Below are 17,414 nucleotides of genomic sequence, written 5' to 3' on the forward strand. Positions count from 1 at the left end.
CGGCCGCCTCACGAGAGCACCACGAGGCGCTGGGTCGCCCGGGTCATCGCGACGTAGCGGTCGACGGCGCCCGTGACGTCATCGCCGAAACGCCCGGGGTCGACGAGCACGACCAGGTCGAACTCGAGCCCCTTGACCCGCTGCGCATCGAGCGAGGCCACGCGCGGGCGCGGGACGAAGGCGGGAGCGCCGATCACCACCGCCGTGCCGTCGGCGCTCTCACGCTCCCAGGCGTCGACGATCGCGTCGAGGTCGCCGCGCAAGCCGTAGCTCACCGGAGTGCCCGTGCTGCGGATCGACGCGGGCACGTTCGCGTCGGGCAGCACCGCCCGGATCACCGGCCCGGCGGCATCCATCACCTCGCTCGGCGTGCGGTAGTTGACGGACAGGGTGGTGACGAATGCAGGACTCAGACCGACCCGCGCGAGCCGCTCCCCCCAGTTCTCGGGGAATCCCCGCCGCGCCTGTGCGCGATCTCCGACGATCGTCACGCTCTGCGACGGGCACCGTCGCAGCAGCATCCGCCACTGGGCGTCGGTGAGTTCCTGTGCCTCGTCGATCACGAGATGCGCGAACGGCCCGGCGTACGGATCCCGATCGGATGCCGCGCGCTGCGCGAGCGTGCGACGCAGATCCTGACCGCGGAGCATCGACATGATCCGCAGGTCACCGTCGTCGGCCGCGATGAGGTCGCTCACGACGTCGGACATGACTCGCCGCTCCTCGGCGGCCGCACGACGGGCGCGGCGCTCGCGCATTTCCTGCCGCGCATCGCCCACCGCGATGCGTGCCGCGTCGAGGAGGGGCAGATCGGCGTCGGTCCACGCCGCGGGCGCCCCTCGCGCGATCACGGCGTCGACGTCGGCCGGGGTCAGCCACGGCGCGCACCGCCGCAGCATCTCACCCGTCGTGAGCAGTCCGCGCAGCAACGCGTCGGCATCGAGCAGCGGCCACGACCGGTCGAAGAGCGCCCGCAGCTCGTCATCGTTCTCGAGCGTCTCCCGCGTCGACTCGTCCTCGCCCCACCCCGACCCGTAGGCGTCGAAGTCGCCGTCGGAGCGCGACGAGGGACGCGAGGCCTCGCCCCAGCCCTCACCCCAGCTCTCGTCCCCGCCGTCGGCGACACCATCTCCGCCGCGCAGTTCGTCGTCTATGCGGTCTTCGAGCAGGTCGAGCAGGCGGTCCCGGGCCCGCGCACGCAGTGCGTTGTGCGACAGCGCCTCCGCGTCGGCGAAGACCTCCGCCCACTCCGCGGGGGTCACCACGACCGTCCCCCACGCCGTCTCGATCGGGGTGCGCCGCCGCGGCGGGCGCTGCCAGAGGCGTACCGCGGCGGCCACGGCATCCACCATGCGCCCGTCGCCGAGCAGACGGCGAACCTCCGGATCGTCCTCCTCCCCCACATCGCCGCCGTCGACGAGGTCGTTCACCGCACAGACGAGCGCACCGTCCTCGCCGAGTCCGGGGAGCACGTCGTCGACGTAGTCAACGTACGGGCGATGCGGCCCGACGAACAGCAGTCCGCCGCCCCCCGACTGCACACGCGGATCGGCGTAGAGCAGATACGCCGCGCGGTGCAGCGCCACGACGGTCTTGCCGGTTCCGGGGCCACCGTCGACGACGAGGGCGCCCCGCGCATCGGCGCGGATGATGGCGTCCTGATCGGACTGGATCGTCGCCAGCACGTCGCGCATCTTGGGCGACCGGCTGCCGCCGAGGCTCGCGATGAACGCCGACTGGTCATCGAGCGCGGCGCTGTGGTCGATGCCGTCGTCGGCGAACACCTCGTCCCAGTAGTCGACGATGCGCCCCTCGCGCCACCGATACCGGCGTCGACTGGTGAGCCCGAGCGGATGCGCCGCCGTCGCGGCGAAGAACGGCGCGGATGCCGGGGCCCGCCAGTCCATCAGCAGCCGCTCCTCCGCGGCGTCCGCGAGGCCGAAGCGTCCGATGTAGATGACGATGCCCCCCTCGTCGACCATGCGACCGATGCACGCGTCGAGGCCGAACCGGCGAAGGATGCGCAACCGCGCCGACAGGCTCTGCACCTCCAGATCGCGTTCGAGTGCGCGCTGGCCTCCGCTAACGGCTTCGTGCTGGAGCGCGGCCAGCCGCGTCTGGGTGCGCTCGACCTCGGCGGCCAGCACCCTCGCGATCGCCGCGAACTGTCGTTCGTCGCGGTCGATGAGCGCGGGGTCGGCCTTGCGCTGCAGGCGCGGCGGCAGATCGAACACGCTTTGTTGAGACTTTTCGCTCGGCATCCCACTCCCCCTCTGGCGCCGAAAAGCCGACGCGACCTGCGATTCTGCCTCACGCAGGGGGCCTTGCGGCAAGTCCCCCTGCGCGCGGGATAATGGAAAGGGCACCCCGGATGGCGTGAAATGTACTCATGCGAGCAACCGTCATGTTCGGCGCGGGAGACGTCCGCGTCGAGAACGTCCCCGATCCCGTCATCCAGCAGCCGACCGATGCCGTGGTGCGCATCGTCCGCGCGTGCGTCTGCGGCTCGGACCTGCACCCGTATCACTCGATGACCGAGAGTTCGACGGGCCGGCGGATGGGGCACGAGCTCATCGCCGTCGTCGAGGAGACCGGCGCGGACGTCACCACGGTGCGCCCCGGCGACTTCGTCGTCGTGCCCTTCGTCTACTCCGACAACACGTGCGTCTTCTGCCGCGAAGGGTTCCAGACCTCCTGCCAGCACGGCGGCTTCTACGGCAACGGGCGGGTCGGCGGGCTGCAGGCCGAGCGGGCCCTCATCCCGCAGGCCGACGGCACGCTCGTGGTCGTGCCGGGTGTCGACCCCGACGCGGCATCCGACTCCCTGCTGGCGTCGCTGCTGACCCTGTCGGACGTCTACCTGACGGGCTACCATGCCGCGCATCTCGCCCGCGTGCGGCCCGGCCAGACGGTGACGGTCGTCGGCGACGGTGCCGTGGGGCTGTCGGCGGTGCTCGCCGCCCGCACCCTCGGCGCGGAGCGGATCATCCTCATGGGCCGCCACACCGACCGCACCGATCTGGGCGTCGAGTTCGGCGCGACCGACGTCGTCGCCGAGCGCGGCGCAGAGGGCATCGACCGCGTGATGGACCTCACGAACGGCGAGGGCAGCCACGTGGTGATCGAGGCGGTCGGCCACATGCCCGCGTACGAGCAGTCCTATGGCGTCGTGCGTCCGGGCGGAGTCATCTCGCGCGTCGGCGTGCCGCAGTACGAGAGCGCACCGGTGGGCTTCGCCTCGCTGTTCGGCAAGAACATCACTCTGACGGGCGGCGTCGCCCCGGTGCGCGCCTACCTCGACGACGCGATTCCGCTCGTGCTCGACGGCACGATCGAGCCCGGCCGGGTCTTCGATCGCATCATGCCGCTCGACGAGGCGCCCGCTGCCTACGCCGCGATGGACTCCCGAGAGGCGCTGAAGGTGATGCTGACGGTCTGAGCCGTCGAAGCGCCCGGCAGCAGGCTCACGCGTTGAGCAGCTCCCAGTGGCCCTCGGAGATCACGTCGACCTCGCCGTCGACGACACGGATCGCCGTCTGGTCGTCGATCGCGTAGGCGCGACCGCCGATGCCCTCCGCCCACCGGTGGGCCGCCGCGGTCGTGTTTCCGGTCCAGCCCGGATAGTCCAGATGCGGGAAGATCGAGAAGTCGACCAGTCCCAGCGTCTCGTCGGTCCCGCCCGGATGCCGGTCGACGAACTCCGGTCCGATACGCGGCGTGAGGGCCATGCTGCCCGCGCTGATGCCGACCCAGACGGTCTCGTGCAGCTCCGGCAGGAGGTCGGCCAGTCCCGACCGACGGATCCATTCGGCCAGATACACCGCTTCGCCGCCGTCGACGAGAAGCGCATCGGCTTCCTGCACCCACGGCATCCATCGCTCGGGCGCGATCGTCGGCAGGGCGGTGAGCTCGAGCACGCCGACCTCACGCCACCCGAGCTCGACGGGGCTGTGGATGCCGCCGGGCCACCGCCCCGCCGTCGAACGCCACACCGTCTCCGGCGAGCACATCGGCTGCCCCCACTGCGCGGTCGGGATGAACAGCGCGGAGCTGTCTGCGATGGGTTTGCCGAGCAGGTCTTCGAGAGCGGTGCGGATGCTGTCGTTCGTGACGCCGCCCGAGGTGAGCAGGAGCTTCATGCGGACAGTCAATCGCGTACGGCGGCGCGCGGCCAGGGGGTGAGCCTCCGCCTGCCGGCGGTGCAGTGTTAGCGTGCGAGGGTGACCTCGACGCCGCCCCCCGATTCCGCGACCGCCCGCTCCATCCGTGTTTCCGCGGCCGTCATCACCGACGTCGACGGACGGCTGCTGCTCGTGCGCAAGGCGGGGACGACCGCGTTCATGCAGCCGGGCGGCAAGCCGGAGGCGGGCGAGGACGCGGCGCAGACCCTCATCCGCGAGCTCGCCGAGGAGATCGGGCTGCGCCTGCAGCCGAGCGACCTCACGCCGCTCGGCGAGTTCACCGCCCCGGCCGCGAACGAGCCGGGCTTCGCCGTCGTCGCCGACGTCTTCCGCGTCGACATCGGCGATCAGCAGCCCGTGACGGATGCCGAGATCGAGGAGCTGCGCTGGGTCGACCGGGGCGCGGCATCCACTCTGGAGATCGCCCCTCTCGCCGCGGCCTACTTCCTGCCCGAGGCTTGAGCGCCGCCGGCGGCGGCCGACCGGCTCACCACGAGCTCTTGCGGTAGTCCTTGAGGAAGATGCCGAAGAGGTCTTCGCCCGCCTCGCCGCGCACGATCGGGTCGTACACGCGCGCGGCGCCGTCGACGAGGTCGAGGGGGGCGTGGAAGCCCTCCTCCGCGAGGCGCACCTTCGTGTAGTGCGGGCGCTCGTCGGTGATCCAGCCGGTGTCGACGGCCGTCATGAGGATGCTGTCGGTTTCGAACATCTCGCGGGCGCTGGTGCGCGTGAGCATGTTGAGCGCCGCCTTCGCCATGTTGGTGTGGGGGTGTCCGGGACCCTTGTATCCACGACCGAACACGCCCTCCATCGCCGAGACGTTCACGACGTACTTGCGCCGCGCCGGGGACGCCGCCATCGCGGGGCGCAGACGGGACACGAGGAGGAAGGGCGCGGTCATGTTCGCGAGCTGCACCTCGAGCATCTCCAGCGGTTCGACCTGCTCGACCGACTGGGTCCAGCTGTTGATGTGGTTCTCGTCGGGCACGAGCCCGCCCGCGTCGATCGCCGTGCCGGCGGCGAGACGCTCGAGCGACGACGACCCGGCGGCCATCGCCTCGGCGGTGAGCTCCTCGGCCGTCCGTGCGGCCGCCGCGAGGATGGGATGGCTCGAGACCGACTGGGCCAGTGCGAGCGGGTGGGCGTCGTTGGTGTGGCCGAAGGTCAGCAGTTCGGGCAGCGGGCCCTGCGGCAGCGGCGCGAGCTCGGCGTCCACGAGCGGCTTGTACGCCCCGGCGGAGCGACGCACGGTCTGCGCCGCGTTGTTGATGAGGATGTCCAGCGGTCCGTCGGCGGCGACGGCATCCGCAAGGCCGATGACCTGGGCGGGGTCGCGCAGGTCGATGCCGACGATCTTGAGCCGGTGGATCCAGTCGCCGCTGTCGGGCAGCGCCGAGAAGCGGCGAACGGCGTCGCGCGGGAAGCGGGTCGTGATGGTCGTGTGGGCGCCGTCGCGCAGCAGGCGCAGCGCGATGTACATGCCGATCTTCGCGCGGCCTCCCGTGAGCAGGGCGCGCCGTCCGGTGAGGTCGGTGCGGGCGTCGCGCTTGGCGTGGCTCATCGCCGCGCAGTCGGGGCAGAGCTGGTGGTAGAACGCGTCGACGATCGTGTACTGCTCTTTGCAGATATAGCAGGCGCGGGGCTTGATGAGCTCGCCCGCGGTCGGCGCCGCGGTGCGGGCCGCCAGGGGGATGCCGCGGGTCTCGTCGTCGATGCGGTCGGGCGCGCCCGTGGCGGTCGCGGCGACGACGGCACGATCGGCGTCGGCGATGCGCTGACGCTTCTCCTTGCGCGACATGCGCTTGACGTCCTTGTACATCTTGCCGGTCTGGCGACGCAGGGCGATGTAGGCGGGGTCGTCGCGATCCAGGAGGGATGCCGCGTCGATGACGCGCAGCGCGATCTCCAACTCGTGGGGGTCGATCGCGACGGGGGTCGTTGTCGGGGCCGGGGTCGCCGCATCGTCCGGGTCGGGCGTGATCTCGGTGTCTGCAGGCGTTTCGGGCACGAGGGATTTTATCGGACGCGGCTGAGCGCGGGCCCGGCGGACAACGGGGCGCGCGGGAGCCGCCGTCGGCGCGCGTCAGCCTGCGATGCCGAGCAGCTGCTTCGCCGCGGCGACGGCCGGCGCGCCGAAGAGACGCGGGTCTTCGTTGAGCGCACCCGAGCTGATCGAGACGCCCACTCCGGGCATGTCGACGAGCGTGCCGTAGATGCGCAGATCTCCGGTGGACTTCGTGCCATAGGCGATGCCACCGCGAGCCTCGACGGCCCCATCGGCGATGTACTCCGACCCGATGGCGGCGATGTCCTCCTTCTTGGGCACGTCGACCGCGCCGTTGTTGGTCGTCACCGTGACGAGGACGGTGTTCACGTAGTCGCCGGTCGTCGACATCCAGTTGCACTGCACGGTGCCGTCTTCGTTGCTCTGGTCGCTCAGTTCGAGTCCGTCGATCGCCGAGCCGAGCACCGAGCCCATGGCGGCGCAGTCGGGGTAGCGGGCGAGCACGTCGGCGAGCGCCATGGTGGGCGCCGACGGCGCACTGCCGCCGACGGCATCTCCGCCCCCATCCCCGTCGCCGGGGTCGGTCGCCCCGTCCGTCGGCGCACCTGTGTCGCCACCGATGGCTCCGGATGCGGAGATCGACGGCGAGGCCGCCGTGCTGCTTCCGGCGGCGCATCCCGCGAAGGCGAGAGCGCCGGCAGCGACGAGGACGGCGAAGGTGGCACGAGAAACGAGGCGGGGGGCTGTCACCCCGGCATCCTAGCCATCCGTCGAAGTCGGCCTCGGAAGTTCTCCACAGCCCCTCTGCCCCCGCTAGCCTGGCGCCATGTCCGAAGACCAGATCGACGACGGCGCCCACGGGGCCGCTCACGGCGAGAAGGCCCTCGACCGGCTGGTCGCGTTCAGCGACGCGGTCGTCGCGATCGCGATCACTCTCGTCGTGCTGCCCCTGGTGGATAAGGCGATGGATGCCGAGTCGGCGTCGGCTTTCTTCGCCGACAACGTGACCGGGATGATCTCCGCGGCGCTGAGCTTCGTGGTGATCGCGGCCTTCTGGCGTGCCAACCACGTGATGTTCGTGCACGCCCGCGGCTACACCCGCCTGGTCGGCCGCCTGCAGACCCTCTGGCTCGCGACGATCGTCTTCCTGCCGGTCGCGACGGCGCTCGATCTCGCCGGGCCGGGCACGGACAGGGTCGGACTGGGGGCCTACGTCGGAACGATGCTTGTGGGCGGAGTGATACTGCGCGTGCAGGCGGTCGCGCTGCAGCGGGCGGGACTGAGCGACCGCGCACCCGCACCGCCGCTGAGGCACTGGATCGGCGCGATCCTGATGGCGGTCGCACTCGTGCTCGTGCTGCTGTTTCCTCAGTACGGCGCTCTCTGGCTGCTCGTCCTGCTGCTGGAGATCCCCCTCGGCCCCCTGCTGAATCGCGGGTCGCGCTGACGCTTAGGATCCCATCGCCGTCTGGAAGAGTCTGAGCGCTATCAACAGCCCCGCCACGGTGCCCGCACTGGCGGCGAGCGGAACCCAGGTGAGATCCCTCTCCATCCGCCACGAGAAGAGAGCCGCCGCTGCGGTGCCGAGAAACATTACGACGGCGACGAGGTAGTAGACGGCGCCCGCGAGGTCGGCGCCGGACCAGTCGCAGCGGAGCTCGCACACCCCTCCGGCGAAGATCGTGCTCCCCAACCACACCGCAGTCGTGATCGCGAAAACGACGACCTGGATGACCGCGACGGCAAGAACGGATGCCGCGGCGCTCCTACCTGACTTCGTGCTCATCCGCTCAGTCTGCCGTTGTCGGTCGACGCCACGTTCCCGTTGAACACATCGTTCCCGCACCGCGCGTTGACCGGCCACGCGACCCGCAGCCCGAGCCGCCGGATCAGCCCCCCGTGATCCAGACGGTCGTCTCCCCCGGCACGGTCTCGCCGTCGACCGGTGCACTCGACAGCACGACACGCTGACCCGGCGCGAGCGACAGCGCGAGCGGTGCGGAGCCGAACACCGTCACCACCTCCCACCCGTTCGGACGGCGGAAGCGCAGCACGTCGTCTCGGCCGGTCTCGACCCACTCCAGTCGCTCCGGCGCGAGCAGCTCGTGCCGCAGGGCGAGGGCCCGGCGGTAGAGCGAGAGGGTGGATGCCGGGTCGCCCTCCTCCGCCTCGACCGACGCGTCCGCGAACCACGACGGCTGCGGCAGGTGCGCGCCCCCCGAACCGAAACCGAACGAGGAGCCCTCGCGGGTCCACGGCAGCGGCACGCGGCATCCGTCACGTCCGTACTGCTCCTGGTGGGTGCGGAAGAACGTGGGGTCCTGCCGCTGGTCGGCGGGGATCTCCGCCACCTCGTGCAGGCCGAGCTCCTCACCCTGGTACAGATACGCCGACCCCGGCAGCCCGAGCAGGAACAGCGACGCCGCACGCGCACGGCGAAGGCCACCGGCGCGATCGATGACCGCCTCGTCGGCGCCGGCCTCGAGCCACCCCCCGCCGTGCCGATTGGGCACCGCGCCCTCGACCTCCTCCACCCGCGGCAGCGCGTAGCGCGTCGCGTGACGGAACACGTCGTGGTTCGACAGCACCCACGTGCTCGACGAGCCCGAGCGGGCCGCGAGAGCGATGTTGTCGGACACGATCTGACGGAACTGCTGTGCGTCGAACGCGGCCCGCAACAGGTCGAAGTTGAACGACTGGCCCAGACTCTCCGGGCTCGCGTACTTCGGCACGCGGTCGGTCGCCACCCACGCCTCGGCGACGGCCGTCCGCGGCGGGTCGTACGAGTCGAACACGCGGCGCCACTCGGCGTAGATCTCGTGCACGTCATCGCGGTCGATCAGCGGATGCGAGCCGTCGACGGGCAGCGCGGCAAGCTCCGCCGCAGACGGCAGGGGCTCGCTCAGGTCTTTCGTGAGCATGTGCGCGACGTCGATGCGGAACCCGTCGACGCCACGGTCCGACCAGAACCGCAGCGTCGTGAGGAAGTCCTCACGTACCTCGGGATTGTTCCAGTCGAGGTCGGGCTGCTCGATCGCGAAGCTGTGCAGGTACCACTGCCCGTCGGCGACGCGCTCCCACGTCGATCCGCCGAACGCGGCGGTCCAGTCCGTGGGCGGTTCGGATCCGTCGGGTCCGGCGCCCTCGCGGAAGATGTAGCGCCCCCGCGCGGCCGATCCGCGACCGGCGGCGAGCGCCTCCTGGAACCATTCGTGCCGGTCGGAGGTGTGGTTGGGCACGATGTCGACCACGATGCGGATGCCGCGCTCGTGCAGCGCCGCGACGAGCTCGTCGAAGTCGGCGAGCCTCCCGAGGCGCGGGTCGACATCGCGGTAGTCGGCCACGTCGTAACCGCCGTCGGCCAGCTCGGACGGGTAGAACGGGCTCAGCCACACGGCATCCACCCCCAGCTCGGCGAGGTAGTCGACGCGCGACAGGATGCCGCGGAGGTCGCCGATGCCGTCGCCGTCGGCGTCGGCGAAGCTGCGGGGATAGACCTGATAGACGACGGCTTGGCGCCACCAGTCGCGATCCTCCGGGCGGGAGAGTTCGAGGCGGTCGGAGGCGGAGAGCACGGCAGACATGCAGAACCTTTCGGAGTCGGGTCGGGTTCGGGGGGTGAGGGCAGGCGGCGGCGCGGGCGTCAGCCCTTGACGGCGCCCTGGGTCACACCTTCCATCACCCAGCGCTGGGTGAACAGGTAGGCGAGGATCGCGGGGGCCATCGCCATGAGGTAGGAGGCGAACGACACGTTGTAGTTGTTGCTGAACTGCGTCTGGAAGAGGTTCTGTCGCACGGGCAACGTCTGCAGGGCCGGGTCGGAGATGATCAGCGACGGCATCATGAAGTCGTTCCAGGCGTAGAGGAACGCGAAGATGCCGACGGTTGCGCTCATCGGCGCGAGCAGCGGGAAGATGAGCTTCCAGAACGTCTGCCACGTCGTCGCGCCGTCGATGCGCGCGCTCTCCTCGAGCTCCAGCGGAATCGACCGCAGGAATGCCGTGAACAGCAGCACGCTGAAGCTCAGCTGGAACATCGTGGCGAGGATGATGACGCCGAACGGGTTGTCGAGTCCGACGCGGCCGGTCAGCTGGATCTGCGGCAGCGCCACGACCGGGAACGGGATGAACATCGCCGCCAGCAGGTAGAAGAACGAGTAGCGGAACAGGCGGCGGTCCCAGTTGCGGACGATCGCGTACGACGCGAACGCGGCCAGCAGGATCGTGGCGATGACGGTGCCTGCGGTCACGAACAGGGAGATGCCCGCCCCGACCGGGAACTTCGTGAGGTTCCACGCCTCGACGAAGCCGTCGAAGCTGAACGGCGCCGGCAACGAGAACGCGTTGCCATCGACGGCTTGAGCGGTGGTCTTCAGCGACATCGAGATGGTGACGTACAGCGGCAGCAGCACGGTGACGGCGCAGAGGATCAGGATGATCGTCGTCGACCAGCTGACACGCTCACCGCGGGTGGTGGGACTCTTGCGACGGCGGTCGTCCGCGGGCGCGAAGGCCGCGGCATCCTCGACGACGAGGGCGGGTTGCGTGGACATCAGAAGGCGTTCCTTCCGCGAGTCAGCGAGAGCTGGAGCAGGGAGATGAGGATGGCGACGACGAAGAAGATGGTCGCGTTGGCCATCTGGTAGGCGTAGTCGCCGCCGTTGAAGCCCGCGATGATCGTCATCGCGACGCTGCGGGTGGCCGTTCCGGGCCCTCCGTTGGTGAGGCCGACGATGATGTCGTAGGCGTTCAAGAAGCCCTTGAAGCCGAGGATGATGTTGATCACGACGTACCCCGCGACCAGGGGCAGGGTGATCCGCACGAGCTGCTGACCCTTGGAGGCGCCGTCGAGCGCCGCAGCCTCGTACACGTCACCCGGCACGGCGAGCAGCCCCGCGATGTAGATGAGAAGCGTGCCGGGAATGGCCTGCCAGGCGGTGACGAGCACGATCGCCACCCACGCGAGGTCGGGGTTGGCGAGCAGGCTCGTTGACAGCGCCGGGATGCCGAGGGACTCGCCGAGGGAGGGAAGCGAGTTCGAGAACAGGAAGTTGAAGACGTAGGCGATGATGATGCCCGAGATGACCATCGGGATCACGAAGACGGTCCGAAGGGCCGTCTTCATCCGGATGCGGGCGGTGAGGCCGACCGCGAGCAGGAACGCCACCACATTGACGACGAGCACGGTCGCGATGGAGAACCCGATGGTGAAGAGGTAGCTCTGCAGGATCGCCGGGTCGCTGAACATTGCGATGTAGTTGGTCAGTCCTGTGAAGTGCCACTCGCCGATGCCGATCGAATCGGTGAAGCTGAAGAAGATCCCCACGACGCCCGGCACCGTGATCGCCAGCGTGAACAGCACGAGACTCGGCAGTAGGAACAGGTAGTAGATCGGCTCGACACGGCGGTGGCTGCGGCGCGCCGTGCGGTCACCGGCGGTGACGATCGTGGACGTGGTCATTGCCCAGACTCCTCTGTCTCGGTCGTGGGGGCGGGGGCGCGGAAGGCGAGGCGCGCCCAGTCGGCATCCATCGTGCGGAGGGTGCCCTGGGGGCTCGCGCCGAGCACGACGGCCTGCACGTAGTTGAAGACGGGGATCGTCTTGGGCACCAGCACCGACGGCCCCTGGTAGACCTTGCCCGCCGTGTAGAAGGGGATCATGCCCGCGATGCGGGGATCGTCGGGCGCGGGCGCATCCTTCGTGGGGGTGAAGCCGAGCTGCGACGTGTTGTACGCCTCGATGGTCTGGGGACGGTAGAGGTACTCGAGGAAGTCGCGCGCGGCATCCTTGTGCCGCGAACCTTCGGGGATCATCGCGGCGAGGTCCATGTTCACGCGCACGCGCCGATCGGCCGGATCGTCGGTCATCGGCAGCGGGAACGTGCCGAGGTTCATGTCGGGCGAGGTCTTCGCGATCTCGCTGAAGGCCCACGGGCCCTGCAGGTACATCGCCGCCTCGCCCTTCGCGAAGGCGAGGTTGCCGTCGCCGTAGCCGCGGCTGGGGGCGTCGGTGTTGACGAACTGCGACGTGAGCTGGGTCATCTTCTCCACGGGTGAGGAGAAGTCCTTCTCGAACGAGGTCGCCGAGTCGGGCCCGACGTCGGCGCCTTCTGCCGCGAGGCGGTTGAAGAAGTCGACGACGTCGACCGCGCCGCCGACCGCGTAGTCGTACCAGCCCTGTCCGACCGTCCAGTCGTCTTTGAAGGTCGCGTAGAACGGGGTGATGCCGGTCGCCTTCAGCTTCGCGCAGGCGGCGAGCAGCTCGTCCCACGTCGTGGGGACGTCGACCCCGGCCTTCGCGAACAGGTCTTTGTTGTAGATGACGGATGCCGCCATCACCGAGTACGGCAGCGCACTGATGCGCCCGGGGCACGAGCCGTACTGATCCATCAGGCCGCGGAGGTCATCGCGGGTCGTGGAGGCGGCCGTGGTGCCGGTGAGGTCGCTGAGTGCACAGCGCTGGACGAAGCGCGCGGTCTCGTAGTTGTAGTTGGCGAGCATGATGTCGGGCGGGTTGCCGCGGACGAAACTCGCCGAGACGACGTCGACGCCGGAGGTGTCCATCTCGACGCGCACGCGGTCCTGCGATGCGTTGTACGCGTCGACCACGCCGTTCATGAAGTCGAGGGCCTCGCGCTTGCTGAAGGTGAAGCGGATCGTCTCGCGGCCGTCGCTGCTGCAGCCGGAGAGCAGGCTCCCCGCCAGCACGAGAGCGAATCCGGCGGCCACCGCCCGGAGCGCTCGTGAGGTTCTCACAGACACCTTCGTCCTTCCGTCCGACGGCATCGTGGCCGCCCTTCCAGATTCGACTTTGATTAGATTTAGTGGTCGAATCAACTGTTCGGCAATACTCTGACAGAACACCTGCGGAAAGGTCAAGAGTGATTCAGACGGTCCTCGACACGGGCACCGGTCGCGCCAGCGTCGACGGAGTGCTCGACTTCGCGTGGGATGCCGGCACCTTCACCGCCACCGAGGCAATGCGCGCAGCATCGCTCACTCGTTCCACCACGATCGAGGCCATCGACACGCTCATCGCCGCCGGCGTGCTGCAGGAGCTCCCCAACGCGCGAGACGCCGGCGAGTACCGCGCGGGCCGGCCCGCTCGGCGCTTCCGCTTGCGCGACGACGCCGGCGTCGTCGCGGCGCTCGACGCCGGCGACACGCACCTGACCGCGGCCGTGTCCGACCTTTCCGGCGAGGTGCTGCTGCGGCGCCAGATCGCGCTCTCGCCCGCCCAGAGCGTCGACGAGCGCCGCGACACGATCGTCGCGCACCTGCGTGCGACGCTCGCCGAGGCCGGCGTGGCCCGCGACGACGTGCTCTCCCTGTGTGTGGGAGTGGCCGCCCCCGTCACGCTGCGGGGGCAGTCACCGCCGCACCCGGAGGGCTTCTGGGAGCGCACGAACCCGGGTCTGATCGATGCGCTGGGCGACGAAGCCGACGTCGTCGAAGTGAAGAACGACGCGCAGCTGGCGGCGGCAGCCGAAGGCACCGGGGGCGAGGCGGTGGGATGCCGCGACTACGTCGCGCTGCTGGCCGGCGAGCGCCTCGGGGCCGGCGTCGTGGTCGACGGTCACCTGCTGCACGGCGCTCACGGCGGTGTCGGCGAGATGTTCGCCTTCGACTTCATCCGCGATGTGGATTCCGCGTTCGGTCTCGGACCTACTCTCGAACGCCTCGCGCGCGAAGCCATCGCCAAGGCGGAGACCGAAACGACCGAGCGCAGCGGACTCGCCGCCATGGACCCCGCGCAGGTGCACGGCCGCGACGTGCTGGAGCTCGCCGCCGGCGGCGATCCTCTGGCGATCGAGATCACCGATGCGATCGGCCGCGTGCTCGCGCGCATCGTGGGGGTGCTCGGCAACATGTTCGACCCCGAGCGCGTCATCGTCTGCGGAGCCATCGCCGACGGCATCCAGCCGGTGCTCGACGCCGCCCAGCGCACGCTCGCCGCCCAGATCCACCTGCCCGCGCCGACGCTGCTGCGCTCGCACCTGGGCGGCGACGTGGTGATCCGGGGAGCGCTCGCCCGGGCCCGCGACAGCGCGCGCTCGACCGCCCTCCCTCGCCGCGTGGCCCGCGCCACTCGCGCCGACTGACCACCGCCACGCCGGGACAGCTCATACCCGGCAGGCGCATAATGTCGGGCGTGCACCTGAGTATTCCGAGCCCCGACCTCAGCTGGTCCAGCTTTCACCTCGGCCCGCTGACGATCCACATCTACGCGCTGTGCATCATCGCGGGGATCATCGCCGCCGTGATCATCACCGAACGGCGCCTGCGGGCGCGCGGAGTGCCGGCGGGAACCGTCATCGACGTTGCGCTGTGGACGGTGCCGCTGGGCATCGTCGCGGCGCGGATCTACCACGTGCTCACCCACATGGGCGACTACTTCGCCCCCGGCGACAACCTCTGGGCGGTGGTGGCGATCTGGGACGGCGGCAACGCCATCTACGGCGCCATGATCGGCGGCTCGGTGGGCATCTACATCGCCACCCGGCGCGCCGGCATCCGCTTCTTCGCCTTCGCCGACGCGCTCGCGCCGGCGCTGCTCGTCGCGCAGGCCATCGGACGACTCGGCAACTACTTCAATCAGGAACTGTTCGGGCTGCCGACGACCCTCCCGTGGGGCCTGGAGATCTCCCCCGACGCGCCGATGTTCCCCGCCGGCGTCGCGCCGGGCACGCTGTTCCATCCGCTGTTCCTCTACGAGATGATCTGGAACCTCGTCGGAGCCGCGCTGATCATCGTCCTCGAGCGCAGAGTGCGTCTCGGCTGGGGCCGCAGCATCGCGTCGTACTTCATCTGGTACGGGCTGGGCCGCAGTTGGCTGGAGGCGATCCGCATCGATCCCACGAGCGATGCGCCCCTCGGCATCCCGGCGAACATCTGGGCCTCGTTCGCCGTCGTGCTGCTGGGCGTCGCGATCTTCGTCGTGCAGACGGTGCGCCATCGTGGCGAGCCCGACACGTCGCCGTTCACCGCCGCGGAGCAGCAACGACAGGACGCCGAGAAGCTCGCCGTCGCCCGCGAGGACGCACCGCAGCCGTCGTGACGAGCGCCGCCCCACAGCGGGGCTGACGTGAACGCCTCCCGCGGGAGGCTCAGCTCGATGCGTCCGCGCCGAACGCTGCTGCGCCTGGACCGTGGAGGTGCCCCGTCGCGGGATCGACCCAGTTGCCGGAGCCTGTCATGCGGTGCCAACGCTTGTGGAACGCGAGGTCGGTGTCATCGGCGTCGAGGACCGCGGCTCCGCACAGGTCACAGACGCGGAGGAGCACGGTGTCGCCCTCCGCGGTCGTCAACGACACTGCACCGGTCGGGAATGAGACACCCATCGTGTTCCCCTCACTCCGCGGCTGTCGCCGCGGTCAGGCTCCGAGAATGCCCTCACCCTACGCGGTCCTCTCGTGCATCGACCAACACGCCGTGGCCGCAGCTATCGTCCCTGTCGACGGCCGCACGCACCGGTCGGCGGCCAGCGGCCTGTCGATCTATCGGTGTTCACAACTCCGGAGTTTCGGCGACGGCGAGCCCTGAAGGGGCGCTGAACCGCCAGACAGCCCGAGAATTCCGGAGTTATGAACGCACGGCCGGAGCAACTCCACTCGAGAGGGCCGGCGCCAGCACTGATGCCGCCGTCGTCACGCGCGCGGTGTCTTGATCATCGCCCCGGCGACGAGGAACACGATGGCCGCGGCCGGCTGCACGAGCGACCAGACCAGTCCGTCGAACCCGAACGGGAACACCGGGTTCCACACGACCGCGATCACGGCGAACACGACCGCCCACACCCACTGACGCGCCTGCGCGGCGAACCAGCCCACGATCAGCGCCAGGATCGCGACGACGTAGAGCACGACGATCCCCCAACCCGCCGTCAGCAGCACCGGCGCGAGGAAGAGGACGGCGGCCGCGAGCAGGGCCGGGGCGAGCGCGTTGCGCTGGAAGGTCGGCTCGCTCCGCTTCGTTCCGCTCATGCCGGCACTCCCGTCGTCGCAGGCAAGGCCGGGTCGATCATCGTCATACCGGCAAGCGTGGCACGGTCGAACGTGGGCAGAAGTGCGGCCGCGTCGGCGAGCGAGATCGTGCGCTCGATGAGCTCCTGCGGGCGCAGACGTCCCTCCGCGATGAGCTCGAGCATGGCGGGATAGTCGACCGCGGCCATGCCGTGGCTGCCGAGCAGATCGAGTTCCCACGCGATGACGCGTGCCATCGGCATCCCCGACAAATCGCTCGCAGACGGCAGCAGCCCTACTTGCACGTGGCGTCCGCGGCGACGCAGGCTCAGCACGGCATCCGCCGAGGTCTGCTCGGCGCCCACCGCGTCGATCGACACATGTGCGCCTCCCCCGGTGATCCGGCGCACGGCGTCGGGCACGTCGGTCCCGTCGGCGGCGACGACGACGGCATCGGCGCCGAGAGCGGATGCCGCGTCCAGCGCGGCCCGGTTGCGGTCGACGGCCACGACGTGCGCGCCGAGCGCGCGGGCGATCATGACGACACTGAGTCCCACACCGCCGGCACCGACGACCACGACCCACTCGCCCGGCTGCACGCGCGCACGTCCGGTGAGTGCGCGGAAGGCGGTGGCGAAGCGGCAGCCGAGGGAGGCGGCCGCGGCGAAGGAGACGTCGTCGGGAATGCGCACGAGGTTGGTGTCGGCGGCGTGCAGCGCGACGCGTTCGGCGAACGAGCCCCAGTGCGTGAATCCAGGCTGCTGCTGGTCGGGGCACACCTGCGCGTCGCCCGCGCGGCACCACTCGCAGGTGCCGCACCCGCAGACGAACGGCACGGTCACCCGGTCGCCGACGGCGAACCGCTCGACGCCCGCGCCGGTCTCGACGATCACTCCGGCGAGCTCATGGCCCGGAACATGCGGTACGGCGATGTCGTCGTGGCCCACCCATGCGTGCCAGTCGCTGCGGCACAGGCCGGTCGCCCGCACCTCCACGACCACGCCGCCGGCGGGCGCGACCGGGTCGTGGACCTCGCGCACCTCCAACGGTTCGCCCACGGCATCCATCACCACTGCACGCATCCGCACCCTTTCGTCCCCTTCACGCTAGCCGGTGGCTGATGTAGCGTCGGTCCCAGCGCACGCAAGATGCACGATCGCGAAAGGAAGGCCGCAGATGCACGATCGCCACTCCGATCCCACCCCCGGCCGCAACACCTTCCTCCGAGCGACAACGAGGTTCTTCGGACGTCTCGCCGATATCTGCG

17 protein-coding genes are annotated in these 17,414 nt (G+C 70.0%); 5 read left to right on the top strand and 12 right to left on the bottom strand.

What is annotated here, in order from left to right:
* Positions 1-8: 8 nt before the first annotated feature.
* On the bottom strand, positions 9-2,261 hold the full coding sequence (gene helR / locus CEP17_RS09815) for an RNA polymerase recycling motor ATPase HelR (RefSeq protein WP_112932105.1): 2,253 nt from the start codon (positions 2,259-2,261) through the stop codon (positions 9-11).
* Positions 2,262-2,389: 128 nt separating this feature from the next.
* Between helR and CEP17_RS09820 the strand changes: the two genes are divergently transcribed.
* A complete protein-coding gene (locus CEP17_RS09820) occupies positions 2,390-3,439 on the top strand; it encodes an alcohol dehydrogenase catalytic domain-containing protein (RefSeq protein WP_204359823.1) in 1,050 nt (349 codons plus the stop codon).
* Between the two features lie 25 nt (positions 3,440-3,464).
* On the opposite strand, the gene CEP17_RS09825 is transcribed toward CEP17_RS09820, so the two are convergent.
* Positions 3,465-4,139, bottom strand: a complete 675-nt coding sequence (locus tag CEP17_RS09825; RefSeq protein WP_112932106.1) for a Type 1 glutamine amidotransferase-like domain-containing protein — start codon at positions 4,137-4,139, stop codon at positions 3,465-3,467.
* Positions 4,140-4,220: 81 nt separating this feature from the next.
* Between CEP17_RS09825 and CEP17_RS09830 the strand changes: the two genes are divergently transcribed.
* Complete coding sequence (locus CEP17_RS09830) at positions 4,221-4,643, top strand: NUDIX domain-containing protein (protein ID WP_112932107.1); 423 nt, start codon at positions 4,221-4,223, stop codon at positions 4,641-4,643.
* A gap of 25 nt (positions 4,644-4,668) precedes the next feature.
* Here CEP17_RS09830 and CEP17_RS09835 read toward each other — a convergent pair whose 3' ends face one another.
* Both CEP17_RS09835 and CEP17_RS09840 read right to left on the bottom strand, forming a co-directional pair.
* A complete protein-coding gene (locus CEP17_RS09835; RefSeq protein ID WP_112932938.1) occupies positions 4,669-6,162 on the bottom strand; it encodes an SDR family oxidoreductase in 1,494 nt (497 codons plus the stop codon).
* A 102-nt stretch (positions 6,163-6,264) separates the two neighbouring features.
* Positions 6,265-6,936, bottom strand: coding sequence for a hypothetical protein (locus CEP17_RS09840; RefSeq protein WP_112932108.1), 672 nt, complete (start codon positions 6,934-6,936; stop codon positions 6,265-6,267).
* Positions 6,937-7,012: 76 nt separating this feature from the next.
* On the opposite strand from CEP17_RS09840, the gene CEP17_RS09845 reads away from it, so the two are divergent.
* A complete protein-coding gene (locus tag CEP17_RS09845) occupies positions 7,013-7,633 on the top strand; it encodes a TMEM175 family protein (RefSeq protein ID WP_112932109.1) in 621 nt (206 codons plus the stop codon).
* Positions 7,634-7,636: 3 nt separating this feature from the next.
* Here CEP17_RS09845 and CEP17_RS09850 read toward each other — a convergent pair whose 3' ends face one another.
* The 5 genes from CEP17_RS09850 to CEP17_RS09870 all read right to left on the bottom strand — a co-directional run bounded on the left by CEP17_RS09850 (position 7,637) and on the right by CEP17_RS09870 (position 12,947).
* Positions 7,637-7,972 (bottom strand): hypothetical protein, encoded by a 336-nt coding sequence (locus CEP17_RS09850; RefSeq protein ID WP_112932110.1) that lies wholly within the window; start codon positions 7,970-7,972, stop codon positions 7,637-7,639.
* Positions 7,973-8,075: 103 nt separating this feature from the next.
* A complete protein-coding gene (locus tag CEP17_RS09855; protein WP_112932111.1) occupies positions 8,076-9,770 on the bottom strand; it encodes an alpha-amylase family glycosyl hydrolase in 1,695 nt (564 codons plus the stop codon).
* A gap of 59 nt (positions 9,771-9,829) precedes the next feature.
* Positions 9,830-10,738, bottom strand: a complete 909-nt coding sequence (locus CEP17_RS09860; protein ID WP_112932112.1) for a carbohydrate ABC transporter permease — start codon at positions 10,736-10,738, stop codon at positions 9,830-9,832.
* Entirely contained in the window at positions 10,738-11,646 is a 909-nt protein-coding gene (locus CEP17_RS09865; RefSeq protein ID WP_112932113.1) for a sugar ABC transporter permease, read from the bottom strand. The genes CEP17_RS09860 and CEP17_RS09865 overlap by 1 nt, the downstream gene beginning before the upstream one ends.
* Entirely contained in the window at positions 11,643-12,947 is a 1,305-nt protein-coding gene (locus tag CEP17_RS09870; protein ID WP_239498494.1) for an extracellular solute-binding protein, read from the bottom strand. The genes CEP17_RS09865 and CEP17_RS09870 overlap by 4 nt, the downstream gene beginning before the upstream one ends.
* A gap of 119 nt (positions 12,948-13,066) precedes the next feature.
* On the opposite strand from CEP17_RS09870, the gene CEP17_RS09875 reads away from it, so the two are divergent.
* Positions 13,067-14,287, top strand: a complete 1,221-nt coding sequence (locus CEP17_RS09875; RefSeq protein WP_239498495.1) for an ROK family protein — start codon at positions 13,067-13,069, stop codon at positions 14,285-14,287.
* A 41-nt stretch (positions 14,288-14,328) separates the two neighbouring features.
* The gene (gene lgt / locus CEP17_RS09880) at positions 14,329-15,243 is read left to right on the top strand and encodes a prolipoprotein diacylglyceryl transferase (RefSeq protein ID WP_112932115.1); all 915 of its coding nucleotides are present in this window, start codon (positions 14,329-14,331) and stop codon (positions 15,241-15,243) included.
* A gap of 49 nt (positions 15,244-15,292) precedes the next feature.
* Here lgt and CEP17_RS09885 read toward each other — a convergent pair whose 3' ends face one another.
* From CEP17_RS09885 to CEP17_RS09895, 3 genes are all read right to left on the bottom strand, one after another.
* Complete coding sequence (locus CEP17_RS09885; protein ID WP_112932116.1) at positions 15,293-15,526, bottom strand: histidine ammonia-lyase; 234 nt, start codon at positions 15,524-15,526, stop codon at positions 15,293-15,295.
* Positions 15,527-15,832: 306 nt separating this feature from the next.
* Entirely contained in the window at positions 15,833-16,168 is a 336-nt protein-coding gene (locus tag CEP17_RS09890; RefSeq protein WP_112932117.1) for a DUF6804 family protein, read from the bottom strand.
* Complete coding sequence (locus CEP17_RS09895; RefSeq protein ID WP_112932118.1) at positions 16,165-17,229, bottom strand: zinc-dependent alcohol dehydrogenase family protein; 1,065 nt, start codon at positions 17,227-17,229, stop codon at positions 16,165-16,167. Before CEP17_RS09895 ends, CEP17_RS09890 begins: the two co-directional genes overlap by 4 nt.
* Positions 17,230-17,414: the final 185 nt, after the last annotated feature.

Origin of the sequence: Microbacterium sp. PM5, assembly GCF_003293595.1 — a bacterium.
Taxonomy (GTDB): domain Bacteria; phylum Actinomycetota; class Actinomycetes; order Actinomycetales; family Microbacteriaceae; genus Microbacterium.